At 54.9% G+C, this 25076-nt stretch carries 28 protein-coding genes and 1 pseudogene; 6 read left to right on the top strand and 23 right to left on the bottom strand.

The annotated features are described in order from the left end of the window. From FDX14_RS20515 to fkpA, 9 genes are all read right to left on the bottom strand, one after another. Window positions 1–130, bottom strand: a 130-nt coding sequence (locus FDX14_RS20515; protein WP_000031651.1) for a GTP-binding protein, incomplete at its 3' end; no start/stop codon positions are given. Window positions 131–199: 69 nt separating this feature from the next. Then, window positions 200–2314, bottom strand: a complete 2115-nt coding sequence (fusA, locus tag FDX14_RS20510; RefSeq protein ID WP_038634754.1) for an elongation factor G — start codon at window positions 2312–2314, stop codon at window positions 200–202. A gap of 96 nt (window positions 2315–2410) precedes the next feature. Further along, entirely contained in the window at window positions 2411–2881 is a 471-nt protein-coding gene (rpsG, locus tag FDX14_RS20505) for a 30S ribosomal protein S7 (protein ID WP_003023657.1), read from the bottom strand. Window positions 2882–2976: 95 nt separating this feature from the next. Next, window positions 2977–3351: a 30S ribosomal protein S12 gene (gene rpsL, locus FDX14_RS20500; RefSeq protein ID WP_003023654.1), complete on the bottom strand. Its 375-nt coding sequence runs from the start codon at window positions 3349–3351 to the stop codon at window positions 2977–2979. 125 nt (window positions 3352–3476) lie between these two features. Further along, on the bottom strand, window positions 3477–3764 hold the full coding sequence (gene tusB / locus FDX14_RS20495; RefSeq protein WP_137350141.1) for a sulfurtransferase complex subunit TusB: 288 nt from the start codon (window positions 3762–3764) through the stop codon (window positions 3477–3479). Between the two features lie 7 nt (window positions 3765–3771). Further along, window positions 3772–4131, bottom strand: coding sequence for a sulfurtransferase complex subunit TusC (gene tusC, locus FDX14_RS20490; protein WP_042312086.1), 360 nt, complete (start codon window positions 4129–4131; stop codon window positions 3772–3774). Further along, window positions 4131–4517: a sulfurtransferase complex subunit TusD gene (gene tusD, locus FDX14_RS20485; RefSeq protein ID WP_042312083.1), complete on the bottom strand. Its 387-nt coding sequence runs from the start codon at window positions 4515–4517 to the stop codon at window positions 4131–4133. Before tusD ends, tusC begins: the two co-directional genes overlap by 1 nt. Then, window positions 4517–5239: a helix-turn-helix transcriptional regulator gene (locus FDX14_RS20480; protein ID WP_003023643.1), complete on the bottom strand. Its 723-nt coding sequence runs from the start codon at window positions 5237–5239 to the stop codon at window positions 4517–4519. Before FDX14_RS20480 ends, tusD begins: the two co-directional genes overlap by 1 nt. Before the next feature lie 167 nt (window positions 5240–5406). Then, window positions 5407–6225, bottom strand: a complete 819-nt coding sequence (gene fkpA / locus FDX14_RS20475; RefSeq protein WP_042312080.1) for an FKBP-type peptidyl-prolyl cis-trans isomerase — start codon at window positions 6223–6225, stop codon at window positions 5407–5409. Between the two features lie 232 nt (window positions 6226–6457). On the opposite strand from fkpA, the gene FDX14_RS20470 reads away from it, so the two are divergent. Further along, window positions 6458–6676 (top strand): protein SlyX, encoded by a 219-nt coding sequence (locus FDX14_RS20470; protein WP_079225904.1) that lies wholly within the window; start codon window positions 6458–6460, stop codon window positions 6674–6676. A gap of 199 nt (window positions 6677–6875) precedes the next feature. Here the strand turns inward: FDX14_RS20470 and slyD are convergent, their stop codons facing one another. From slyD to kefG, 4 genes are all read right to left on the bottom strand, one after another. Next, window positions 6876–7487 carry a peptidylprolyl isomerase gene (slyD, locus tag FDX14_RS20465; protein ID WP_008786294.1) on the bottom strand — a complete coding sequence of 204 codons (612 nt, stop codon included), beginning with the start codon at window positions 7485–7487 and terminating at the stop codon, window positions 6876–6878. A 94-nt stretch (window positions 7488–7581) separates the two neighbouring features. After that, entirely contained in the window at window positions 7582–7782 is a 201-nt protein-coding gene (locus tag FDX14_RS20460; protein WP_005121675.1) for a YheV family putative zinc ribbon protein, read from the bottom strand. Window positions 7783–7790: 8 nt separating this feature from the next. Then, complete coding sequence (gene kefB, locus FDX14_RS20455) at window positions 7791–9596, bottom strand: glutathione-regulated potassium-efflux system protein KefB (RefSeq protein ID WP_061381029.1); 1806 nt, start codon at window positions 9594–9596, stop codon at window positions 7791–7793. Then, window positions 9596–10147: a glutathione-regulated potassium-efflux system ancillary protein KefG gene (gene kefG, locus FDX14_RS20450; protein ID WP_024136663.1), complete on the bottom strand. Its 552-nt coding sequence runs from the start codon at window positions 10145–10147 to the stop codon at window positions 9596–9598. The genes kefB and kefG overlap by 1 nt, the downstream gene beginning before the upstream one ends. Window positions 10148–10279: 132 nt before the next feature. On the opposite strand from kefG, the gene FDX14_RS20445 reads away from it, so the two are divergent. Together FDX14_RS20445 and FDX14_RS20440 are read left to right on the top strand one after the other, a co-directional pair. Continuing rightward, window positions 10280–12181 carry an ABC transporter ATP-binding protein gene (locus FDX14_RS20445; protein WP_061381028.1) on the top strand — a complete coding sequence of 634 codons (1902 nt, stop codon included), beginning with the start codon at window positions 10280–10282 and terminating at the stop codon, window positions 12179–12181. A gap of 16 nt (window positions 12182–12197) precedes the next feature. Beyond that, window positions 12198–13130 (top strand): LysR family transcriptional regulator, encoded by a 933-nt coding sequence (locus FDX14_RS20440; RefSeq protein WP_137350142.1) that lies wholly within the window; start codon window positions 12198–12200, stop codon window positions 13128–13130. Between the two features lie 94 nt (window positions 13131–13224). Here the strand turns inward: FDX14_RS20440 and mdcH are convergent, their stop codons facing one another. The 10 genes from mdcH to prs form a co-directional block, all read right to left on the bottom strand. Then, a complete protein-coding gene (gene mdcH / locus FDX14_RS20435; protein WP_042312069.1) occupies window positions 13225–14121 on the bottom strand; it encodes a malonate decarboxylase subunit epsilon in 897 nt (298 codons plus the stop codon). Further along, window positions 14118–14738: a malonate decarboxylase holo-ACP synthase gene (locus tag FDX14_RS20430; protein WP_137350140.1), complete on the bottom strand. Its 621-nt coding sequence runs from the start codon at window positions 14736–14738 to the stop codon at window positions 14118–14120. The genes mdcH and FDX14_RS20430 overlap by 4 nt, the downstream gene beginning before the upstream one ends. A gap of 3 nt (window positions 14739–14741) precedes the next feature. Beyond that, window positions 14742–15701 (bottom strand): AEC family transporter, encoded by a 960-nt coding sequence (locus tag FDX14_RS20425; RefSeq protein WP_079225899.1) that lies wholly within the window; start codon window positions 15699–15701, stop codon window positions 14742–14744. Between the two features lie 125 nt (window positions 15702–15826). Continuing rightward, complete coding sequence (gene mdcE / locus FDX14_RS20420) at window positions 15827–16627, bottom strand: biotin-independent malonate decarboxylase subunit gamma (RefSeq protein WP_137350139.1); 801 nt, start codon at window positions 16625–16627, stop codon at window positions 15827–15829. Continuing rightward, window positions 16627–17460, bottom strand: coding sequence for a biotin-independent malonate decarboxylase subunit beta (locus tag FDX14_RS20415; protein ID WP_137350138.1), 834 nt, complete (start codon window positions 17458–17460; stop codon window positions 16627–16629). The genes mdcE and FDX14_RS20415 overlap by 1 nt, the downstream gene beginning before the upstream one ends. Continuing rightward, window positions 17453–17752: a malonate decarboxylase acyl carrier protein gene (gene mdcC / locus FDX14_RS20410; protein ID WP_061381024.1), complete on the bottom strand. Its 300-nt coding sequence runs from the start codon at window positions 17750–17752 to the stop codon at window positions 17453–17455. The genes FDX14_RS20415 and mdcC overlap by 8 nt, the downstream gene beginning before the upstream one ends. A 9-nt stretch (window positions 17753–17761) precedes the next feature. After that, the gene (locus FDX14_RS20405; protein WP_137350137.1) at window positions 17762–18619 is read right to left on the bottom strand and encodes a triphosphoribosyl-dephospho-CoA synthase; all 858 of its coding nucleotides are present in this window, start codon (window positions 18617–18619) and stop codon (window positions 17762–17764) included. Beyond that, entirely contained in the window at window positions 18619–20274 is a 1656-nt protein-coding gene (mdcA, locus tag FDX14_RS20400; RefSeq protein WP_137350136.1) for a malonate decarboxylase subunit alpha, read from the bottom strand. Before mdcA ends, FDX14_RS20405 begins: the two co-directional genes overlap by 1 nt. Window positions 20275–20471: 197 nt before the next feature. Beyond that, window positions 20472–21962, bottom strand: coding sequence for a nicotinate phosphoribosyltransferase (locus FDX14_RS20395; protein ID WP_137350135.1), 1491 nt, complete (start codon window positions 21960–21962; stop codon window positions 20472–20474). A gap of 14 nt (window positions 21963–21976) precedes the next feature. Continuing rightward, window positions 21977–22837 carry a ribose-phosphate diphosphokinase gene (gene prs, locus FDX14_RS20390; protein WP_137350134.1) on the bottom strand — a complete coding sequence of 287 codons (861 nt, stop codon included), beginning with the start codon at window positions 22835–22837 and terminating at the stop codon, window positions 21977–21979. A 188-nt stretch (window positions 22838–23025) separates the two neighbouring features. Between prs and FDX14_RS20385 the strand changes: the two genes are divergently transcribed. The 3 genes and pseudogenes from FDX14_RS20385 to FDX14_RS20375 all read left to right on the top strand — a co-directional run bounded on the left by FDX14_RS20385 (window position 23026) and on the right by FDX14_RS20375 (window position 25064). Next, complete coding sequence (locus FDX14_RS20385) at window positions 23026–23745, top strand: NUDIX hydrolase (RefSeq protein ID WP_061381034.1); 720 nt, start codon at window positions 23026–23028, stop codon at window positions 23743–23745. Between the two features lie 44 nt (window positions 23746–23789). Continuing rightward, window positions 23790–24849 (top strand): annotated as a pseudogene (locus tag FDX14_RS20380) (hydrolase). Further along, window positions 24846–25064 (top strand): YheU family protein, encoded by a 219-nt coding sequence (locus FDX14_RS20375; RefSeq protein ID WP_003023615.1) that lies wholly within the window; start codon window positions 24846–24848, stop codon window positions 25062–25064. Before FDX14_RS20380 ends, FDX14_RS20375 begins: the two are co-directional and overlap by 4 nt. Window positions 25065–25076 lie beyond the last annotated feature (12 nt).

Below are 25076 nucleotides of genomic sequence, written 5' to 3'. Positions count from 1 at the left end.
CAGCACCGCCGTAGGTTTTAGCCAGTACGGTGGTGATTGCAGCGGTCAGGGTAGTTTTACCGTGGTCAACGTGGCCGATGGTGCCGACGTTAACGTGCGGTTTTGTACGTTCAAATTTTTCTTTAGACACGGCTATATTCCTTACTATAGTGCTCTCCCCTATGGAGAGAGCACGGGACTTAGGTTTTAATCCTGTGGCTTATTTACCACGGGCTTCAATAACGGCCTGAGCAACGTTGTTCGGCGCATCGTCGTACTTCAGGAACTCCATGGAGTAAGAAGCACGGCCTTTGGTCAGAGAACGCAGCTGGGTTGCATATCCGAACATTTCAGACAGCGGAACTTCAGCATGGATAACAACGCCAGTGACGTTGGATTCCTGTCCACGAAGCATACCACGACGGCGGCTCAAGTCACCGATAACGTCACCGGTGTTCTCTTCCGGAGTCTCTACTTCAACCTTCATGATAGGCTCAAGCAGAACTGGTTTCGCTTTCTTAAAGCCATCTTTGAAGGCGATAGAAGCGGCCAGTTTAAACGCCAGCTCAGAGGAGTCAACGTCATGGTAAGAACCGAAGTGCAGACGCACGCCCAGATCAACAACCGGGTAACCAGCCAGTGGGCCGGATTTCAGCTGTTCCTGGATGCCTTTATCAACGGCCGGGATGTATTCGCCAGGAATTACACCACCTTTGATGTCGTTGATGAACTCGTAGCCTTTCGGGTTTGAACCCGGCTCCAGCGGGTACATGTCGATAACAACATGACCGTACTGACCGCGACCACCAGACTGCTTGGCGTGTTTACCTTCGATATCGGTAACTTTCGCGCGAATCGCTTCGCGGTAAGCAACCTGAGGTTTACCGACGTTCGCTTCAACGTTGAATTCACGCTTCATACGGTCAACGATGATGTCGAGGTGCAGTTCACCCATACCAGCGATAATAGTCTGGTTAGATTCTTCGTCAGTCCATACGCGGAAAGACGGGTCTTCTTTAGCCAGACGGCCCAGAGCCAGACCCATTTTTTCCTGGTCAGCTTTGGTTTTCGGTTCTACCGCGATGGAGATTACCGGCTCAGGGAATTCCATACGTTCCAGAATGATCGGGTGATCCGGGTCACACAGAGTGTCACCAGTGGTCACGTCTTTCAGACCGATTGCAGCAGCGATGTCGCCTGCGCGAACTTCTTTGATCTCTTCACGTTTGTTGGCGTGCATCTGAACGATACGGCCAAAACGCTCACGTGCAGTTTTCACGGAGTTCAGGATGGTGTCACCGGAGTTAACCACACCAGAGTACACACGGAAGAAGGTCAGGTTACCCACGAACGGGTCGGTAGCGATTTTGAATGCCAGAGCAGCAAACGGCTCATCATCGCTAGCGTGACGCTCAGCCGGAGTATCTTTACCGTCGTCCAGAATACCGTTGATCGCAGGTACGTCGACTGGGGATGGCAGGTAATCAATTACCGCATCCAGCATCGCCTGAACACCTTTGTTCTTAAACGCAGAACCACAGGTTACCAGGATGATTTCGTTGTTCAGAACACGCTGACGCAGAGCTTTTTTGATCTCTTCTTCAGTCAGTTCTTCACCACCCAGGTATTTCTCCATCAGCTCTTCTGAAGCTTCTGCAGCGGACTCGATCAGGTTCTGGTGCCATTCGTCAGCCAGTTCCTGCATGTCAGCCGGGATATCTTCATAAGTGAAGGTTACGCCTGCATCTTCTTCGTTCCAGTTGATGGCTTTCATTTTCACCAGGTCAACAACACCGGTGAACGCTTCTTCAGCGCCAATCGCCAGCTGCAGCGGAACAGGGTTCGCGCCCAGACGGGTTTTGATCTGACCAACAACTTTCAGGAAGTTCGCACCCATACGGTCCATTTTGTTAACGAACGCAATGCGCGGAACTTTATATTTGTTTGCCTGACGCCATACGGTTTCAGACTGAGGCTGAACACCACCAACTGCGCAGTAAACCATTACTGCACCATCAAGCACACGCATGGAGCGTTCTACTTCGATAGTGAAGTCAACGTGCCCCGGGGTGTCGATGATGTTTACGCGATGCGGTTCATACTGCTTAGCCATACCAGACCAGAATGCAGTAGTCGCTGCGGAGGTGATAGTAATACCACGCTCCTGCTCCTGCTCCATCCAGTCCATGGTGGCAGCGCCGTCATGAACTTCACCGATTTTATGGTTTACACCGGTGTAGAACAGAATACGTTCGGTAGTAGTGGTTTTACCGGCGTCGATGTGCGCACTGATACCGATGTTACGGTAGCGCGCGATGGGTGTTGTACGAGCCATTTGATTCCTCGTTTATCTTTTAGGCGTTCAATTTAAGTAGCCCAAAGCGGGCTGCTTACTAGAAGCGCCCGCCTGGTGACTAAAACTCCGAAGGGATTACCAACGGTAGTGTGCGAACGCCTTGTTGGCTTCTGCCATACGGTGAACGTCTTCACGTTTCTTAACTGCAGTACCTTTGTTTTCTGCAGCATCAGAAAGTTCGTTCGCCAGGCGCAGAGCCATGGATTTATCACCGCGTTTACGAGCAGCTTCAACGATCCAACGCATTGCCAGGGCATTACGACGGACCGGACGGACTTCAACTGGTACCTGATAAGTAGAACCACCAACGCGGCGAGACTTAACTTCGACAGTCGGGCGCACGTTTTCGAGAGCTACTTCGAAAGCTTCCAGTTCGTTTTTACCAGAACGCTGAGCCAGGGTCTCCAGCGCGCTGTATACGATAGTTTCGGCAGTAGATTTTTTACCATCTACCATCAGGATATTTACAAATTTAGCCAGCAGTTCTGATCCGAACTTCGGATCCGGCAGAATTTTACGCTGACCAATGACGCGACGACGTGGCATGGAAATACTCCGTTGTTAATTCAGGATTGTCCAAAACTCTAAGAGTTTAGTTTGACATTAATATAAAACGTTTGGCCTTACTTAACGGAGAACCATTAAGCCTTAGGACGTTTCACGCCATACTTGGAACGTGATTGCTTACGGTCTTTAACGCCGGAGCAGTCAAGCGCACCACGAACGGTGTGGTAACGAACACCCGGGAGGTCTTTTACACGACCGCCACGGATCAGGATCACGGAGTGCTCCTGCAGGTTGTGACCTTCACCACCGATGTAGGAAGTCACTTCAAAACCGTTAGTCAAACGAACACGGCAAACTTTACGCAGTGCGGAGTTCGGTTTTTTAGGGGTGGTAGTATATACACGAGTACATACGCCACGTTTCTGCGGGCATGCTTCCAGCGCAGGCACGTTGCTTTTTGCAACTTTGCGTGCACGTGGTTTGCGTACCAGCTGGTTAACTGTTGCCATTAAATAGCTCCTGGTTTTAGCTTTTGCTTCGTAAACACGTAATAAAACGACCTCATACAATATGAGGACGCAGAATTTTAGGTCGGTGTCGAAAAGGTGTCAAGAAATATACAACGATCCCGCAATTACCAGGACATCTGGTTGGGATGCTTCACCGTAAGTCTGACGAAGTCAGTATAGCTAACCCTGACGACACTGTCTGAAATTTGACCATCTAACCCGCGAGCTTTAATGTCTTCTTCCAGCACAGAGACCTTAATGGAGGCATTTTGCAGACTTTCATGGAAACGGCTTCCTTCTATTGCCGCCGTCACGCCATCCTGGAGCAATAAAAGTTCATCGTCTTTTTCAATCAGGCGAAGAAGAGAGGAGAAATCGGTAAGCCACGCGGAGCGGTGTAGTGTGTGCAGCATGAGAGTCTCAAAACCTTAAAATGACGTCATAGTTGCCTAGCTCACGGCGTAAATCTTCAGGTTCCAGCGCCGTGGCATCAACCACAAAATTAACACCCTGCTGAAGCCCCCGCTCACGTAATGAGGCGGCGCAAAGCCAACATTGATCGATATCGTACAACCCCAACAGCTTGAACGTTGCGATATAGTCTCGTGCCAGAACGACGTCCGGTTGTTGACCCTGGAGGATCTGGAAGACGCCATCGCCGATAAAAAACACGCCGAGATCTTCCGTGAGCGCAGATGTCGCCAGTAATGCATCTAACCCTTCACGGCCGGATGCGCTGCCGTGCGGCACGGTAGAAAAGACAAAAGCAACACGTTTCATTAAAACTGCACCACGCGATCGCAGGTCAAGGACGCCTCAGCCAGCGAACCCAGCCCGCTGAGATTAAAACCTGATTGTAAATTAGCACCTGCCAGTCCAAGCCGCTTTGCTTCAGCCTCATCAACAACACCACGACGCAACGCCGCTGCAACGCAGATATTCAGCGTCACGCCATATTGTTGATTCAGCTGTTGCCAGGCCCGTACCAGATCATACTCATCGCTGGCGGGCGAAGTCAGGAAGTTAGCGTTATACACACCTTCACGATAGAAAAAGACGCTGCATAACTCATGCCCTTCTTTAAGTAGCGCGTGGGCAAATTGCAACGCGCTACTCGCCTGCTGTGTGCCATAAGCAGGTCCCGTCACCATGATGGTAAAGCGCATTACTTGTCTTGCCCCTGGAAATCGCCGCTTTTGAACTGGCGAATATAGAGGTAGACCGTGTGCTTGGAGATATTCAACCGATCGGCGACCTGGTTAATCGCATCTTTAATATCGAAGATACCTTTCTCATACAGATTCAGGACAATCTGGCGGTTTTTCGCATTATTGGAAACATTACGATCGGCATTCACTTCTTCGATCGTGAATTCCAGCGTCTGGGTGACCAAATCTTCTACAGAAGAAGCAAAGTTCACGGCAGAACCCACTTCCGGGGTTTCCGGTGGGATAAAGGTATTCATTATCTGCGAGAATGGCACATCGAGGTTCATATTGATGCACAGCAGACCAATCACGCGATGCTCTCGGTTACGAATGGCAATCGTCACCGACTTCATCAAGACACCGCTTTTCGCGCGCGTGAAGTAACACTTCGACACGCTGCTATCCGCACCCGTCATATCATGCAGCATACGCAATGCAAGGTCGGTTATCGGTGAGCCAATTTTACGGCCCGTGTGTTCACCGTTCGCAATGCGGATAGCCGAGCATTTCAAATCCTGCAAAGAGTGCAATACGATTTCACAATGGGAACCAATGAGCATCGCCAACCCGTCCACTACCGCTTCATAGGATTTAAGGATATCGAAGTCAGTTTGATCGAAAGGACGTTGATCCAGTAAATCTAGCTCACTGGTTTCGTTGGTTAAAAGCGACCTGGACATGAAAAAAAGCACTCCTTTTCAGGAGCCTGTCGTTATGTTGTCAGGGCAGGCTCATCACTATTATAGGGGCATCTAAAGTAATACAGCGCACAAGGCGCTTTCCAGTATTAATTATATCCTTTCGATAATAAAAAACCGCCGCCCTGTGGGCGGCGGTTACTGTTCGCTTACTTTTTGCTGCTGTCTGCAGCTTTATCGGCCGGTGCAGCATCTGGCTGCGCCTCGGCTTTCGGTGCCGGTTTGATGTCTAACAGTTCAACATCAAACACCAGCGTAGAGTTGGCCGGAATACCCGGAACGCCGGTTTTGCCGTAAGCCAGATCCGGTGGGATAACCAGCTGAATTTTACCGCCTTTCTTGATATTTTTCAGGCCTTCGGTCCAGCCAGGGATAACACCATCAAGACGGAAAGAGAGCGGCTCGCCACGGGTGTAGGAGTTGTCAAACTCTTTACCATCAATCAGCGTACCTTTGTAGTTTACAACCACGGTATCGCTGTCTTTCGGCGCTGCGCCAGTACCTTCTTTCTCTACTTTGTAGATCAAGCCAGTGGAAGAGGTTTTAACGCCTTTCTCTTTAGCAAATTTCTCACGGTAAACTTTACCTTTGGCTTCATTGTCAGCAGCGTCTTTTTCCATTTTCGCCTGAGCGGAACTCTTCACACGCGCCTCAAACGCCTGCAGAGTTTGTTCGATTTCCTGGTCGGACAGTTTGCTCTTGTCAGCAAACGCATCCTGAACGCCAGCGATCAGCTGATCTTTATCCAGTTTGATGCCCAGCTTTTCCTGCTCTTTCAGGGAGTTTTCCATATAACGACCCAGGGACGCGCCCAGCGCGTAAGCGGCTTTTTGGTCGTCATTCTTGAATGCTGCTTTGCTGTCAGCAGTAGCGGCTGGTTTCGCAGCATCAGCAGCGAAGGTGATCGGGGCATGCAGAGCAACAGCCATTGTGGTCGCCAGCAGCGTTACTTTAAACAGTGATTTCATCCATCTCTCCAGGGCCGGGGCATCTCACCCCAGGGTTATCTAACATAAAAATGTACTATAAAGCGTTGCAGAACAAATCAACATACAGGCACGCCCTATTATCACCACTTTTCAGACTCTTTTTGTTTAAATTAGTTTCGTTGCTGAAGATTGAGTGCTGTGCAAACAGGCAAAGTTAAGTAGAATTCGCCGCAGTCCGCGATCTGCCGGAGAAAAAAGAAAGAGGTGAATCATGCAGGATACAACATTGGAAACTCGCCTGGCCGAGCTGGAAAGCCGCCTGGCATTTCAGGAAATCACCATTGAAGAGCTCAACGTGACGGTAACTGCGCATGAACTGGAAATGGCCAAACTACGCGATCATCTGCGTCTGCTGACTGAGAAGCTGAAAGCCACGCAGCCGTCCCACATCGCGGCTCAGTCCGAAGAGACCCCGCCGCCACATTATTAAGACGTAAAAAAAAGCGGGAATATCCCGCTTTTTTTGTGCCCGATAGCGCGAACGCTTAGCAAGCCTACTCACATATACCCAAAGGATTTCAAATCACAGCAAGGCGGCAAGCTTGAGGAAGTCCCGGGAGCATAGATAACTATGTGACCGGGATTTGAAAACGCAGCCAACACCGCTGTGGGTTGAAAGACGAAGGGTATTAGTGGCAACCGCAGCCGCCGCCGTTACCTTTACCGCCACCGCCGCAGCAGCCTTCGCCACCGTGCTCGTGCCCATGGTCGTGGCCGTGGCCGTGACCACCGCAGCAACCATCGTGACCGTGGTCATGATCGTGGTCGTGACCGTGCGCGCCGTGAACGTGGCCATGAGCCAGTTCTTCTTCGGTCGCTTCACGAATCGCAACAACTTCTACGTTGAATTTCAGATTCTGGCCAGCCAGCATGTGGTTACCGTCAACCACAACGTGGTCGTCTTCCACTTCGGTAATTTCTACCGGTACTGGACCCTGGTCAGTTTCAGCCAGGAAACGCATGCCAACCTGCAGTTCGTCAACGCCCATGAAGACGTCTTTAGGAACGCGCTGCACCAGGTTTTCGTCGTACTGACCGTACGCGTCATTTGCGCCAACAGCGACGTCGAATTTGTCGCCAACTTCATGACCGTCCAGCGCTGTTTCCAGGCCAGAAATCAGGGAACCGTGACCATGCAGGTAGTCCAGCGGTGCACTCACCGGAGACTCATCAACCAACACACCGTCTTCTGTACGTACCTGATAGGCCAGGCTGACCACCAGGTCCTTTGCTACTTTCATGATATCTCCTGAGCATGGAAAGAATAGTGGCGCAGATTGTAGCGGAATTCTGCACCCGTGTACCCTCTAGCTTAAAAAAAGCTGCGCCATATCGCTAGTCCGGATGAAAAATCCCGATCACTTGCTCTTCTTTGCGAACGTGTTCGCGCGCCTCTTTATCGGCTTCCCGCATCTGATGACCACACTTAACACACTCAACAATATCGATATTATTTTCGCGCCACATCGCCAGCGAATCCTGTGCCTGGCAGGACGGACATTTTGCGCCTGCAATAAAACGTTTACGAATTGCCATGATTACCTCTACTCAAATTCATCCCAGCCATCCAGCTGACGTCGTTCTTGCTGCATCTCACGCTGGAAGATCTCCTCCAGTTCACGCCGGGCTTCCCTGGCTCGCGAGATTTGTACCGTGTCGGTATGTATGGGGATCAGTTCCCGCAACATGCGCATATCGAGCCGCCGAAAATGCAGCTGAGCACGCTGAGCCTGGTGCGGATGCATCCCCAACGTAACCAGCGTTTTACGCCCCAGCTCCAGCGCACTGGAGAACGTTTCGCGGGAAAACTGCGTCACACCAGCCTGTAATAACTCATGTGCCTCTACACGTCCGCGCGCTCGCGCAAGAATATGTAAATGCGGAAAGTACTGTTGGCAAAGCTCCACCAGTTTCATGGTGTCTTCGGGTTCATTACAGGTAATGACGATGGATTGCGCCGCCTCTGCCCCCGCAGAACGCAACAGATCCACTTGGGTGGCATCTCCGTAATAGACCTTATAGCCATATTTGCGCATCAGATTCACCGCGCTGATATCTCGCTCCAGGACGGTAATACGCATTTTATTGGCCATCAGTAAGCGACCAATAACCTGACCAAAGCGTCCAAACCCCACGACAATGACCTGCGGTTTATCATCCTCCACCCAGGGTTTTTCATCTTCTTCATCCGGGCCGTTAAACTGGCGGGAGAGCCATTTATCAATCAGCTTCATCACCAGCGGCGTGGTCATCATCGACAACGTGACGGTCACCAGCAGTAGCGCCATTTGATCGCCCTGAAACAATCGTTGCGAGGATGCCGTTGAAAACAGCACAAAAGCGAACTCACCGCCCTGGCTTAACACGCCGGCAAACTGCATTCGTTCAGAGCTTCTCATGCCGTTCAGTCGTGCCAGCACATACAGCACCATCATTTTTACGACCACCAGCACGATTACGCTCGCCGCTACCCACAGAATATGGGTATAGAGCACGCCGAGATTGAGCGACATGCCGACGGAGATAAAAAACAGTCCGAGCAACAAGCCTTTAAAAGGATCGATTGCCGTTTCCAGCTCATGGCGGTATTCGCTTTCCGCCAGCAGCACGCCCGCGATAAACGTTCCCAGCGCCATCGACAATCCCAGCGCATCCATAAATAGCGCAGAACCCAGTACCAGCAGCAGCGTAGCGGCGGTGAACACTTCCCGCACGCCAGACCCCGCAATGAAGCGGAAAACAGGGCGCAGCAAATAGCGTCCGCCAATCAACATGCCGGCGAAAGCCAACACCTTCATGCCCACTTTGATCCAGTCAAAATGTTCATCGGCAGACCCCGCCAGCAGTGGAACCAGCGCCAGTGCGGGGATCACTGCCAAATCCTGGAACAGCAGCACCGAAAAACCCAGTTGCCCGGATTCGCTACGGTTCATGCCTTTTTCGCGCATCAACTGTAGCGCCATAGCGGTCGATGACATCGCCAGACCAATGCCGCCGACCACTGCCGCTTGCCAGGAGAACGCAGTGAGCATCAGCAAGCCAGCCAGCGCCACTGCGCTCAGCATCACCTGCGCGGCACCGACACCAAAAATTGAACGCCGCAATTGCCATAACTTGGCCGGGTTAAGTTCCAGCCCAATGATGAACATCAAAAAGACGACGCCCAGTTCGGAAAAGTGCAGGATTTCATCCACATCGCTAATGAATCCTAATCCCCACGGGCCGATAGCGATCCCCGCCAGCAAGTACCCTAATACCGGGCCAATACCCAGCCGCGATGCCAGCGGCACCGCAGCTACCGCCGCGAAGAGGAACAACACTCCCGCTGTCAATAAATCAGAGCCTTCCATCAGCGGCCTCCCACAGGAATCGGATTCACCAGCCAGTCACCGTACGCTTTAGCATGACTGTCCAGCTCCTGCTTCGTTTGCCGCCTTGCCCAGTAAACAATGATTGGGCTCATCCAGTGCATGCGGCACATACCGGCCGTTAGCTCAAAAGGACGCAGTACATCACTCATCGGATAACGGTTCAGCGCGTCATAACGGTACGCGCTTTCGGGTTCACCGGTGGTGATGACGCTTCGCCAGTACTTTCCCGCCAGTTGATTCCCTCCGGGACCGCTGGCAAATCCGCGGCTCAGTACGCGGTCAAACCACTCCTTTAACAGCGCCGGGCAGCTATAGGTGTAGAGAGGATGTTGAAAAACAATCACATCATGCTCACGCAGCAGCGCCTGCTCATGCGGAATGTCGATAAAAAAATCAGGATAGTGCGCGTAAAGATCGTGCACGGTAACATTACTAAGCTGCATGGCCGGTTTAAGCAGTACCCGGTTCGCGACCGAGTCCTGAGATTCCGGATGGGCATACAGCAGCAACACTTTCGCTGGCTGGAACATCATCCCCCTCCCGGTTTTGTCTTTTGTCTATTTTCGACGTTTTGGGCTACCATGGCGCCTCGGTGCGGCAAACGGCCCACACATTACATTATCATAATGATAAATTAACATAGTCTGAACATACGGCGCCTTATGATTGTTTTCTCATCGTTACAAATTCGTCGCGGCGTGCGCGTCTTGCTGGACAATGCCACGGCCACCATTAATCCAGGGCAGAAAGTTGGTCTGGTGGGCAAAAATGGCTGCGGTAAATCTACTCTGCTGGCATTGCTGAAAAATGAAATCAGCGCTGACGCCGGAGGATTTACCTATCCAGGAAACTGGCAACTCGCCTGGGTGAATCAGGAAACGCCAGCATTGCCACAGCCCGCGCTGGAGTACGTGATTGACGGCGACCGCGAGTATCGTCAACTGGAAGCGCAGTTGAACGATGCCAACGAACGTAACGATGGACACGCTATTGCCACCGTCCATGGCAAGCTGGATGCCATTGACGCCTGGACCGTACGCTCACGCGCGGCAAGCCTGCTGCATGGCCTCGGCTTCTCCAATGAACAGCTTGAACGTCCGGTCAGCGATTTTTCCGGCGGCTGGCGTATGCGTCTTAACCTGGCCCAGGCGCTGATTTGCCGTTCAGACCTTCTGCTGCTTGATGAACCGACCAACCACCTCGATCTTGACGCAGTGATCTGGCTGGAAAGATGGCTGAAAAGCTATCAGGGTACGCTGATTTTGATTTCCCACGACCGCGATTTCCTCGATCCGGTAGTAGATAAAATTATTCATATCGAACAGCAAACCATGTTCGAGTACACCGGCAACTACAGCGCGTTTGAAATCCAGCGCGCCACCCGCCTCGCGCAGCAACAGGCGATGTACGAAAGTCAGCAGGAGCGTGTGGCGCATCTGCAAAGCTATATCGATCGTTTCCGCGCTAAAGCAACGAAAGCAAAACAGGCGCAGAGCCGTATCAAAATGCTGGAACGCATGGAGCTAATTGCCCCTGCGCATGTCGACAACCCGTTCCACTTCAGCTTCCGTCAACCGGAAAGCCTGCCAAACCCGCTCTTGAAGATGGAGAAGGTCAGCGCCGGCTATGGCGATCGCGTCATTCTCGATTCGATCAAACTGAATCTGGTGCCGGGTTCACGCATCGGCCTGCTCGGTCGTAACGGCGCGGGTAAATCAACCCTGATTAAGCTGCTGGCGGGCGAACTGGCCCCCATCAGCGGTGAAATCGGGCTCGCCAAGGGCATTAAACTGGGTTACTTCGCACAGCATCAGCTGGAGTTTTTACGTGCCGATGAATCGCCCATCCAGCACCTGGCGCGCATGGCGCCGCAGGAGCTGGAGCAGAAACTGCGCGACTACCTCGGCGGCTTCGGCTTCCAGGGCGATAAAGTCAGCGAACAGACCGCCCGCTTCTCTGGCGGCGAGAAAGCTCGCCTGGTGCTGGCGCTGATCGTCTGGCAGCGTCCAAACCTGCTGCTGCTCGATGAACCGACCAACCATCTGGATCTCGACATGCGCCAGGCGCTCACCGAAGCGCTGATTGATTTCGAAGGCGCATTGGTCGTCGTGTCGCACGACCGCCATCTGATTCGCTCCACCACTGACGACCTCTATCTGGTTCACGACAAAAAGGTCGAACCGTTCGACGGCGACCTGGAAGATTATCAGCAGTGGCTGAGCGACGTGCAGAAACAGGAAAACCAGAGCGACGAACCGGCAAAGGAAAGCGTGAACAGCGCCCAGGCGCGTAAGGATCAGAAGCGTCGCGAAGCCGAGCTCCGCACTCTGACGCAGCCGCTGCGCAAAGAGATCGCCCGTCTGGAAAAAGAGATGGAGAAACTACAGGCACAGTTGGCGCAGGCGGAAGAGAAACTCGGTGATAGCGAACTGTACGATCAAAGTCGCAAAGCCGAACTCACGGCCTGTTTGCAGCAGCAGGCGAACGCAAAATCCGGGCTGGAAGAGTGTGAAATGGCCTGGCTGGATGCGCAGGAACAGCTCGAACAGATGCTGGCCGACTAACTATAGGAAGACGATGATGAATCAGCTGACGACCAACGATATTACCTTCCGCAAGCTGAGCATCTTCATGACCTTTATGGAGAAGGGCAACATCGCCCGTACCGCCGAGGCGCTGAATATCAGCGGCGTCAGCGTGCACCGGGCGTTGCATACGCTGGAAGAGAACGTTCGTTGTCCGCTGTTCGTCCATAAAGGCCGCAACCTGATTGCCCAACCGGCGGCGTGGACGCTGCTGGAATACTGTCAGGAAGTCACGCAGTTGATGGAGCGCGGGCTGGAAGAGACGCGCAAAACGGCAGGCGTGGGCCAGGGCCGTTTACGTGTGGGCACGCTCTACTCGCTGACGCTGGAGACGGTGCCGCACTTGATTATGGGGATGAAGCTGCGCCGTCCGGACCTGGAGCTGGACCTCACCATGGGATCTAACGAGGCGCTGCTGAAAATGCTGGAAGACGGCGTTCTGGATGCCATCCTCATCTCCATTTCCGAAAGCGAAATCGACCGCAACAGCCTCGAAGTGCTCCCCCTGTTCCACGACGATATCTACCTCGCCGCGCCGATGTCCGCCGCGCTGGATACCACCGCGAAGGCCGACCTGCGCCACTATCGCCATGAAAAGTTTGTCTCGCTGGCGGAAGGGTTTGCCACCTACGCCGGTTTCCAGGAAGCGTTTCATATCGCCGGGTTCGAGCCGGAGATTGTCACCCGCGTGAACGATATCTTCTCCATGCTCAGTCTGGTACAGGCAGGAGTGGGTTTCTGTTTGATGCCGGGGCGAATGAAGAAAATGTATGAGAATACCGTGAAGCTACAAAAACTGGCTGAGCCGTATCAGATGCAGCAGCTTATCGCCATCGTCTTTGCCCGCAACCGCGAGCGCGACCCAAGCCTGCTGGCGCTGGCCGCTGAAGGGCGCATGTACGCCAGAGCGCTGAACCAGAACGGCTGATTTGCCGGATGGCGACGCTACGCGTCTTATCCGGCCTACGCGTGTCGAGCCGGTTTTGTAGGCCCGATAAGCGCAGCGCCATCGGGCCATCACATCATGCGCGAAGGCGCTTTGCCAGATGCACGGCCACATCCATGCCGCTGCGTTCCAGAGCGATAGACTCCCCTTCCCATGCAGCCTGACGCGTCAGGCAGGTCAGCACGCCACCGGGTGGCATTTCAATCGCCAGCCGCGCTTCACGTTCGTTAGCGGAGATAACCGCCTCCTGCCATCGCACCGTGCGCGCCATATTCATCGCCAGATCGTCGGCAATGCGTTCCGGCTGCCACAGCACGCGCCCGGTACTGCCGCTCAGATAGGCGTAGCGTGGACGGGAAAGCGTCACCTGGCTGAACGCCTCAACCAGCTTTTGTGCAGGCTCGGCCAGCAGTTCACAATGCGATGGCACGCTCACCGCCAGGCGATGCGCTTTACTTGCCCCTTTTGCCATCGCGCGTTTTGCCACTTCGGCCATCGCTTCATCGGTACCGGCAATCACAATCTGTGTTTCCGCATTCAGGTTGGCGATGTAAGTACCGCTATCAGCCACCAGAGCTTCCACCTGATTGAGCGTCAGCCCCATAATTGCCGTCAGACCGTAACCATGTGGGTATGCTTGCTCCATCAAATCACCGCGCAGCGCCACCAGCCGCAGCGCATCGCTGAATTCCAGCGCACCCGCGATAACCGCTGCCGGATAAGCACCGATCGACAGCCCGCTGACGATATCCGGCGCCACGCCACGACGTTCCAGCTCGCGCGCCCAGGCAACGCCAGCAATCAGTAGAGACAGCTGAACGGCTCGGGTATGTTTCAACGCTTCAGGGCTATCCAGCGTATCCACCTCGGCCCCCAGTACGTCACGCGCCTGGGTCAGCTCCGTCCCCGGAAGGTTTTGCAGCATCCCTGGGTGCTGCGTCCCCTGCCCCGGAAAGGTAAACAGAATTTTCATGACTCCTCCCTGCCCCACGGGTCGCGGACCAACTGCGGCCCCTGTGAGTTTTTTAACAGCGCTTTTCCATCGCGCAGCCACTCATTAAGGGCAAAGCCGCCGCGCGGGGTATCCACCTGGGTATCTGCCCGGCACAGCCCGCCTGCCAGCTGCAGCTGCCACTTCTCCAGCGCCTCACGGGAGAGCGGCTGCGGCGCGCGGATCAGCAGATCCAGATCGCTTGCCGCGTGGATAACCGGGATCCCAGTCGCCAGCGCATAGCCGGTACTCCCGGTAATACCCCACGTCCACGGCCACGCCTGCTGCGCCAATAACAAAGCCACCTGAACCGGTGGCTGAGAGATAAAGGGCGAACGCAGCAGCGACAGCGGATCCACCAGCGATTCCGGCGAGCAGACGCGAACGACCGCCTGCGCTTTTACCCAACCGGCGGCGCGCTGCTCGCGTTTCATCCCGCGGACACCCACGGGAATGCGCCCCTGCGCATCAACATCACGCCGCACCACTACCGGCAGACCGCTATGCCAGACGGTATCCACCCAGGATTCCGTGACATCTTCGAGCGCGTCGCGCGCGTTCAGCCAGATTAAGTCGTGTGGGCGTAATGTTGTGCTCATGATTTAGATTCCTGAAGTCAGCGAGATAAACAGCGGCAGCGACAGGATACACAGTACCGAACTCAACAGCAGCACGGCTTCTGCATCCGGCGACTGCACGCCAAAGCGGTTACCGAACACCACACCGAAGAAACCGGCAGACAGCGCAATCATCAGGATAGCGGTAATCGCTACGGAGCCATGCAGGCCGAAGATGAGAACGATACCCCACGCAATTGCTGGTTGAATCAGCAGCTTGGCGATGGTCGAGGTGATCACCACGGTGTTGATCTGCAGTTTACGCGCAGAGAGGATCACACCGGTCAGGAACAGCGCCGCCGCAGTAGCAGACAGACCCAGCGGTTTAATGGCCGCCAGCACCAGCTCCGGCATTTTAATACCAATGGCAGAGAGGATAACCCCCAACAGCGGCCCCATCACGATCGGTTTTTTAATCGAACGCCACATCAGCACCGGCAGCATGGAGAGCGTAGAACCGGAGTTACCGCCTTCCGCACGCGCTTTCTCACGTTCGAGAATCAGCAGGCAGAACGGCGTCATCAGCACAGAGCCGCAGGCGATGGAAACGGCAACGGACAGCGAGGTGGAAGAGGTTTCACCCAGCACGCTACCCAGAATCGGCAGACCCAGCGCGGCGTAGTTTGGCAGCGCAACGGTCAGGGTCAGCACAGCGGCATCCTGCGGTGATTTCTTGAACACTTTGGTCGCCATAAAGTAGATGGCGGCATAGGTAATCCACATTGCCAGCGTCAGCACCACAATCAGCGGCGACTGCGCAACGATGCCGGCCCACGGCGTTTGTACCGTGGCGCTAAACAGCGCGGCGGGCAGCGCGAAGTCCATCACGAAGATATTGAGCAGGGAGACATTCTTGTTATCCACCATTTTGGCCTTCCCGGCCCAGAATCCCAGCAACATAATGACGAAAATCGGAGCAAGAGCATGAACAATTACGTAAGTCATATTTCACCTGTAATGAAAAAAAGTTAGCACTGGCGCGATGATTATTATTTTTTCAGATGCAGTGACCCACGCGGGTGCTGTCACTGCACCCACGGAGTCGTACATCCGGCAGGTCTCTTTTTTACTTACCAGCTTGCTCGCATGCGTTCGCGTACGAGGGCAGAGCTGCGGCGGTTGTCGGCACCCAGACGGCTTTTCAGCGTCGGGTCCTGACGAGCGTCGTTGATGGCCTGTTGCAGGGTGTTTAACACCAGCGTCAGATCGTTAGCAGACGGGGCATCCGGATTGCTGATATCCAGCAGATTCTCCAGCAGCCCCAGGGTGGCGTAATTGCTGATGTCATACGCCATCGGCGGAATGGTTGCCGCCAGTTTTTCCAGCGCCTCAACGGTACGCAGGGTGATGCGCGCCGCCGACTCTTTACCCATCGCGTGGATCAGCACGCCTTTGTCGTTAAAGGCGATCAGGCGGTTTGCCTGGTAGCCGTGCGCCAGAAACGCCCCGGACATCGCTTTACCGACAATCAGGCCAATCACCGGGTGGCCTGCCAGACGCGCATTGGCATACGCCGCTGCGGCACCGGCCAGCGCCTGGTGAATGCCAAAACCTTCTTCACGACGACCGTAGGCCTGGCTCGGCACGTCAATCACCGCCACAATCGGGCGCTTCACGGCTTTATCGGCATCGGCGGCGATGGTTTCGCTTACCACTTTCGCCAGGGTCCAGCCTTCCAGCAGGCCCACTTCGCCTTTCGCGGCTCGCGGGTAGTGGTTGTTCGCGTCCGGCACCACGGCAATAAAACGCACCGTTTCACTGTTCAGCTCACCGTCAGCGGCCTGGACGGACGGACACAGACCCTCGATACGTTTAGCGTTCGGCGCCAGGGTTTCCAGCCATAATTGGCCACGGCTCATTGCGTTACTCATCAGTTCACCTCCCGGGCAAAGAGCGCATGAATCTGTTCGGTATCGACCTGTTTACGCGTGTCGAAGTTGGTCAGGCGTTCGAGATACCAGTCGTAGTTATCGGTGCGATGTTTTGCCGGAACGCCTTTCGCTAGCGCCTCGTTCATGGCGGCTTTCACCGCGTTCACACCGTCGCCGACCAGCGCTTCCACCAGCCCGCTTTGGTAGCGAATTTCGCCACCGGTCATGCTCCAGATAAACGGACGGTCGCGGGAGTCATACTCTTCAATCCCGGCTTCCTGTTCGATAACCTGCGGGCCGTTCAGGCCCAGACGCGCTTCACGGGTGACAATCAGATAGCTGCACAGCGCGGCGGCGATAGACATCCCGCCGAAGCAGCCGACGGTCCCGGCGACAATGCCGACCACCGGGGTATAACGGCGCAGGTCAACAATCGCCGCGTGAATATCGGCAATCGCCGCCAGGCCGAGGTTGGCTTCCTGCAGACGCACGCCGCCGGTTTCCAGGCTCAGTACCGCCTGAGTCGGAATACCGTTGCGGTTATCTTCCGCCGCCAGCTCCAGCGCCGCCGCCATTTTGGCGCCGGACACCTCGCCCATACTGCCGCCCTGGAACGCGCCTTCAATCGCTACAACAACAGCTGGTTTGCCGTTAATGGTGCCTTTCGCCACCACCATGCCGTCATCGGCCTGCGGGACGATGCCCTGCGCGCCGAGCCACGGCGACATCACGCCTTCAAACGGGTCGAGCAGTTCACGGTAGCTGCCTTCATCCAGCAGCGCCTGCGCGCGCTGACGCGCTTTTAATTCGATAAAACTGCGGTCATCACGCATAGTTCACCTCTTCAAAAACCTGTTCGATACGGATGCGCGCCACGCCCGGCGTCGCGCCGAAGTCGTGGATAGTCAGTTGGCCCGCAGGCAGGCTGCTGACCGTCTGCAGACGGTTAATCAGTGCTTCCCAGCGGCTGCGGCTGTTATCGACGGAAGTGGTGATATCAATGGTTAACGTCTGGCCCTGGTCGGCGGTGAATAACACCTCCATATCCCCGGAGCCCACAACGCCTGCCAGCGCTTTGCCGCTTAAAGTGCGGCTGGCCGGTACGGTTAACGTAATGTGTTCCATAACATCCTCTTAATGCTTGAAATAGGGCGATTCGATGCGATCGAGAAACAGCGTGGCGGCAAGCAAATCGGCTGCGCCGCCCGGCGAGGCGTTCAGCGCCAACATGTGGCTATCGAGCGCCGCTAAGGCCGCCTGACCTGCCGGATGGGCGCTACCACCTGCACTCAGCACGGCGCGGGCGCCGTCCTGCATGGCATCAAGCCCTTCCAGCCCCGCGCGGGACAGCACGCAGGTATCGGTCAGCGAGGTCATGATGGCCATCAGCGCATCGAGCCTGGCGTGCGTTTCGCTGCTGCCGTTAAAGCGGCTTAAACGAAGCTGCGGCAGCGCGCGCTGCATGATGTGCGGAAACGCCTGCTGCGCCTCTTCTCTGGCACCCGGCACCTGATAACGGTGGGTGGCGCGTAGCCCCTTGCTGAAGACCTTCGGCGCGGCGGCATCCGGCAGTTTTGCCAGCTCGGCGGCGGTCATCGCTACCTGCTGCGCACTGCCCACGCCGCCGTGCATCGCCACCGCGCTGACCAGCAGCCCCAGCGCCCAAATCGCGCCGCGGTGGGTATTCACGCCGTCGGTGGCGGCCATCATCTGTTTCTCACCTTCTCGGCCTAGTCGCCCTACGGTTTGTCTCAGCGCAATATCGGCTGGCCGCTGCCAGCTCTGTTTCGCAAGCGCCTGAAACGTGGGGGTCAGGCTGTGCGCGGAGCGCTCCATTAGCGCAAGCGATAAATCGTGGTGCGCGCCGTTCCCCCGACTGTCCACCAGACCGGGTTTCGGGCTTAATCGTGCTTCGTCAATCAGACACTGCGTGGCGGTTCGCGCCAGCCATTCGGCACCGCCTTCAACCTGAATCTGGGGCAGAAGTTTCATTACCAGCTCCGGAATTTCGCAGGTGGGTTGTAAAGACCGCCGGACCATTCCACCAGGTCAGCGACGCTACCGGCTGCCAGCAGCGAACGGGTGGCGTCAGTACGACGAATGCCCATATCTTCCGGGTAGACCACTTTGCCGCTCTGACGCAGCTCAGCAACGCGTTTCGCGTCAACGCCCAGACCGATATCGGTGATACCGGCAACCGCAGCGACCATCGCGCGGCGTTCTTCCAGATCTTTGGCGCGGTAGAGGTAGGCGATACCTTCTTCAGTCAGCACGTGGGTCACGTCGTCGCCGTAAATCATTACCGGTGCCAGCGGCATACCGGAGGCTTTCGCCACGTCTACCGCATCCAGTTTCTCAACGAAGGTTGGTTTCACACCGGCCTGGAAGGTTTCCACCATCTGCACGACCAGTTTTTTACCGCGCTGCATCGGATCTGGTTCGGTGATCATGTTCAGCCAGGCTGGGGTCGCGTGGCGACGACCGTGCGGATCGTGGCCCATGTTCGGCGCGCCGCCGAAGCCGGAGAGACGACCGCGGGTCACCGTGGAGGAGTTGGCGTAGCCATCAACCTGCAAGGTGGAGCCGATAAACATATCCACCGCGTACTGACCTGCCAGCTGGCAGAAGGCGCGGTTGGAACGCATGGAGCCGTCGGAACCGGTGAAGAAGATATCCGGACGGGCGCGGATGTACTCTTCCATCCCCAGCTCGCCGCCGAAGCAGTGCACGCTTTCTACCCAGCCGCTTTCAATCGCCGGGATCAGCGTCGGATGCGGGTTCAGGGTCCAGTGTTTACAGATTTTGCCCTTCAGCCCCAGCTGTTCGCCGTAGGTTGGCAGCAGCAGTTCAATCGCCGCGGTGTTGAAGCCGATACCGTGGTTCAGCGACTGCACCTGGTGTTCCGCGTAGATGCCTTTAATCGCCATCATCGCCATCAGGATGTGTTCCTGTTTGATCAAACGCGGGTCGCGGGTAAACAGTGGTTCGATAAAGAACGGCTTGTCGGCGATAACCACGTAGTCAATCCAGGACCCCGGAATATCCACGCGCGGGAGGTCGCATTCGTCATCCACCAGTTCGTTCACCTGCGCGATGACAATGCCATCGTGGAACGCGGCGGCTTCCACCAGCGCTGGCGTATCTTCGGTGCTCGGCCCGGTGTAGAGGTTGCCTTTACGGTCAGCCTTATAACCGGCAATCAGCGCCACGTTCGGGGCCAGGTCGACGTAAAGACGGGAGTAAAGTTCGATGTAAGTGTGGATGGCGCCGATTTCCAGCTGACCATCTTCCAACAGCTGCGAGATACGCAGGCTCTGGGTGCCGGAGAAGGAGAAGTCCAGCTTGCGGGCGATGCCTTTTTCAAAGATATCCAGATGCTCGCTGCGCCCGACGCTTGGCATGATCATGTGCAGGTCATGCACAATCTGCGGGTTCACCTCAGCCAGCATACGGGACAAGAAATCTGCCTGCTTTTGGTTATTCCCTTCTAATACCACGCGGTCACCCGGCGCGATCAGTTTTTCCAGCATCGCGGTCAGGTCTGCGGTCGGCAGCACCTTACCCTGCACCGGAACGGAAGCCAGACGGCGCTGTTTTTCCGTGCGGCGGGTGTTCCAGACTCGTGCTGGCGTTTGCCCAGATAACATTATTAACCTCCTGATTCAGCTAATCATTTTGATTGCTTAACACTGGAAAGAGTGTGCACCTTGGTGAGAAAGTCATCAATTAAGCGTAGGAAAGAATCATTAGCTTGAGAGTAATAATTGAAGTAACCATTTGTGACGATGATCAATTTACGCCGGGAGGGAGGAGGAAGCGGGTAATGCTACCCGCTTGCGGGAAATTACCTGTGCGCCGCCAGACGCTGGCGGATATCGTCGAAATGCTGACGGTTAAACAGCTTGCCGTTGAGAAAACGAGTTTTCAGTTCCCCTTCCTGCTCTTGCTCCCAGGTCTGTTCGTCATGCAGGCATAAATCACCTGCTTCATTCCTCGTCACACGCAGCAAACCACGGGCAGAGCGTTTTAAGCCATTATCGGTTTTCGGCTCTTTAAAGATCGTCCGCCCTTTACCGTCGACTTCTCCCCACGTAGCTTTCATCGCAAAACCGAAGGTGTCACGCGTGTTGTACTGATAGGTAAAAGAACCGACGCCAAACACCACATTTGAACTGGCAAAACCTTTCGCTTCCAGACGACGCAGGATCTCATTCGCCCGCTCAAGGGTGATGGAATCGCCATAAATCAGCCCCACATGTGGGTCGAGCACCTTGTAGCCTTTGGCGTTAACCGTGCCGCCAAATATCTCCCACAGCACCTCCACAGAGCCTTTCTCCTGTGCCGTACGATCGGCTCGGGTATCCTCATCCGCGCCAGTACCGCACAGGATCTCAACCGGGTTACCGCTGTCCGGGCGGAAAACCACCCGTCCCTCGCGCGCCAGAATGATGTTCTTCAGCTCGCGGGTGTACTCCGTCAGTACCTGCCAGTAATCCCACGTATCAGAGACAATCGACACAAATCCCTGCGGGTAGAGATCGGCAATCAGGCGGCGGAAGGTTTCAATCTCATGCTCACGCTCCCCCATACACATCACGCTGTGCTCGGTCGCCGGAATGCTGGCGCCGATAAAATAGGGCTCGCCGTCGGTGTAATAATCGCGGGCGTACAGCAGAGATGGAATACTGTCGGTCCCTTTAAAGCTCAACAAGTGGCCGCAGCCCGCCTGCATGGTGTCCTGCAATCCGGCCATACCGCGAAAGGAAAAGTCATGGCACTGGAAGTCCAGGTGCGTAAGGTCGCTACAGGTTTTCTGTGCCCAGCGCGCGCAGATTTTACGATAGTGATGCGCAATGGTGGCATTTGTTGACGCCTTCCACAGTTCTGCCGACAGCACGGTCTCCAGGTAATTCACCAACCAGAAAAACTCAGGTTGGGTATTGATGATAGTTAAAACGGGCACCGCCATCGGCACTTTGCTGCCTTCATCCAGCGCTTTGATGTGCAGCGGCAAATAGCCCAACTGATGCAGGGCGCGGATATGATCAACCGCTACCGCATCTTTGCCGAGATAGCTGTCCATGACCTGTTTGTATTCCCTGACCACCTCGTCTTCCGGACGGGCAAAGAATGCCTCGTTAAACAGATCAACCAGAAACCACTGCAGAAAACCTTGCAGGCCAAAAAACACCAGTTTGCCATCCGCCAACGGCGAGGAGAAAAAGCGATCGCAGCGCGGGGTAAAGTTGGAATACACGCGGCTGGTTCCTTGCGGATACTGTACGCGGTGAGAAACTTTGTAGCCGTCGATAGCCAGAATCGGGTTCATTTTCATAATCAGTATCTCCCTCAGGCGCGGTAAATCGCGTCAATATCGATAAGCTCAAGCTGCGGATGTTCCAGCGTCGGGGCAGCGAAAGAGGTGGTGGTGTAGATAGCATCAATACCGTTCGCAAACAGGTGTTCGACGCCCTTAGTGAAAAGACCGTGGGTAACATACAGGCTGACGCTACGGGCGCCAGCATCACGGAGTACCTGCGCAGAGCCGATGAACGTACCGCCGGCATCACACAGGTCATCAACAATCAGCATATCCCTGCCCCTCACGTCTCCAGCCACTAAAGCAAATCCCGTCAGCTTGCCACTTGCTACATCGCGTTTTTTGCTCAGGACGGCGTACTCCGCTACACCGACCGCTCTGGCAACGGCATCAATTTTCTTCAGCGCTCCGGCATCGGGGGCGACCAGCATTAGCGTTTTTTGCTGGAACTGGCGCTGCAAAGTCGCGCTGTGCAGCAGGCAAGTCTCTTGTGAAATCGCCACAAAATTATTGATAGCTGCCGCCGCCGCGTCGCTGTGCGGATCGAGCACCTTCACCTTATCGAATTGCAGCGTATTGAGCTGGCTGGCAAAGACTTTCAGCGCAAAGCTATCACCCGCCACCATATGGCGATCCTGACGTGCCCACGGCAACCAGGGAAGCTCGAGATGACTGACCAGTACATCCGTTTGATGGCGAACCGCCTCCACCAGTTGCGCCAACAGCATAAAGTCGTTCATGTCGCGCATTGCCGTCGCACGAATGCGCATCAGACGAGCAAAGGGAGGTAATACTTCAGTAACCTTCAACCAGACGGCACCATCAGGAAAAACACCGTGCGTCATTCCGTAGTCCTGGTCGTCCAACGTTAGTGTCAGTTTTATGCTCATCACGCTCACCTTTAATTGTGTCCCTTCGACACAATTAATAATGTCCCTAAGACACATATTAAGCAAGCACAAAATGCATTTTTTAGACCGCGGCATAATAGACTAATAAATAATAAGAAAAAACGAACCTTGCCCCCCGGTATTGGACTGGTACACTTGTGGGCGTTGCAAATCATCGTGAGTACTTTATGACCACCGAAGCCGACTACCTGAATCAATACGATGCCCGCCGCTTTCCCTCACCTCTGGTGACGGTCGATAGCGTGCTGTTTACCCTGCATCAACAGGCGCTGTGCGTATTACTGGTTGAACGTGCAAACCAGCCGCAAAAAGGGCGTTGGGGATTACCAGGTGGCTTCATTGATATCGAGCACGATGACTCCACTCGCGCCACAGCGCTACGCAAGCTCACTGAAAAAACAGGTGTTTTGCCTTCGTGGCTGGAACAACTGGATACCTTTTCCGGCCCGGATCGCGACCCGCGCGGCTGGAGTCTGACGGTTACCTGGTTTGCGCTAATCGCCTGGGTAGACTGTGCGCCGCACATCGCCAGCGTCAGCAATGCCCGTTGGGTCCCGGTTGATGAACTGAAAAATTATTCACTCGCGTTCGACCACGGAGACATCATTACGGCGGCCCTGCATCGCTTACGGCAAAAAACGATGTACTCACTCCTGCCTGTATACTGCTTGCCGGAGACATTTACCCATGGGCAACTGCTCGAAGCCACCGAGGTGATCCTCGGTCAGTCGATCCAGCGTAAAAGTCTGATTCGCCGCTTTGAAGCGTCAGGAATGTTTGAAGATACCGGAGAAAGCGTAGCGACAGGGACGCGTAAAGCTCGCCTGTGGCGACGAAAGCCCGACGTCGATTTTCATCTTTTCTCGCGTAACCTGCTGACTGACTAGCGACAAAATCACATATTGGCTAACCCGCAAGCGCTGCGCGCGGTATAGTTATTCTTTCCGATTATTAATTGCTCTGGTGTTATGGTTGAAATCACGTCCACAGAAATGATCCCACCTACTGATGATTCGCGAGAATTCCGCCCGATGCGCGGTATCAGTAACCGCCATTTGCAGACAATGCTGCCGCGTTTAATTCGCCGCAAGGTGAAGTTCGACGCCCATTGGCAGCGTCTGGAATTACCCGACGGTGACTTTGTCGATCTGGCATGGAGTGAAGATCCGCAACAGGCGAAGCACAAACCGCGCCTGGTGGTTTTTCACGGTCTGGAAGGCAGTCTGAACAGCCCGTACGCACATGGCCTGATTGAAGCAGCGCAAAAGCGTGGCTGGCTGGGCGTGGTGATGCATTTTCGCGGCTGCAGCGGCGAGCCAAATCGTCTCAACCGTATTTATCATTCTGGTGAAACAGAAGATGGCACCTGGTTTTTACATTGGCTGGAGCGCGAGTTTGGTCATGTGCCGACCGCGGCGGTAGGCTATTCACTCGGCGGGAACATGCTGGCCTGCCTGCTGGCCAAAGAAGGCAACGACATTCCCATTGATGCAGCGGTTATTGTCTCTGCGCCTTTCGTGCTGGAAGCCTGTAGCTACCATATGGAGAAGGGGTTCTCACGCGTCTACCAACGCTATCTGCTCAATCTGTTGAAAGCTAACGCCTCGCGTAAGCTACAGGCCTATCCGGGTTCGCTGCCGGTGAGTCTGACCCAGTTGAAATCCCTGCGTCGCATTCGTGATTTTGACGATCTGATCACCGCCAAAATCCACGGTTTTGCCGATGCTATAGACTATTACCGCCAGTGTAGCGCCATGCCATTGCTTAATCAGATCGCCAAACCGACGCTGATTATCCATGCCAAGGACGATCCGTTTATGGATCATCACGTGATCCCTGAACCGGAAAACCTGCCCTCACAGGTGGAGTACCAGTTAACTGAACACGGTGGACACGTCGGATTTATTGGCGGCACGGTGCGCCGCCCTGAGATGTGGCTGGAATCCAGAATTCCCGACTGGCTGACAACGTATCTGGAGGCGTCATCATGATTATCCCCTGGCAAGACATCTCCCCGGACGCACTGGACAATCTGATTGAAAGCTTTGTCTTGCGCGAAGGCACCGATTATGGTGAACATGAACGCTCGCTCGAACAAAAAGTCGCCGACGTCAAACGCCAACTACAATCAGGTGAAGCCGTCCTGGTGTGGTCCGAACTGCATGAAACGGTCAACATCATGCCGAGGAAGCAGATTCACGAGTAATCCGTAGCCGAC

The organism is Citrobacter sp. wls710 (genome assembly GCF_005281115.1).
Classification (GTDB): Bacteria; Pseudomonadota; Gammaproteobacteria; order Enterobacterales; family Enterobacteriaceae; genus Citrobacter; species Citrobacter werkmanii.
The sequence above is the reverse complement of the archived record's forward strand: the minus strand, read 5'-3'. Positions and strand labels throughout refer to the sequence as shown.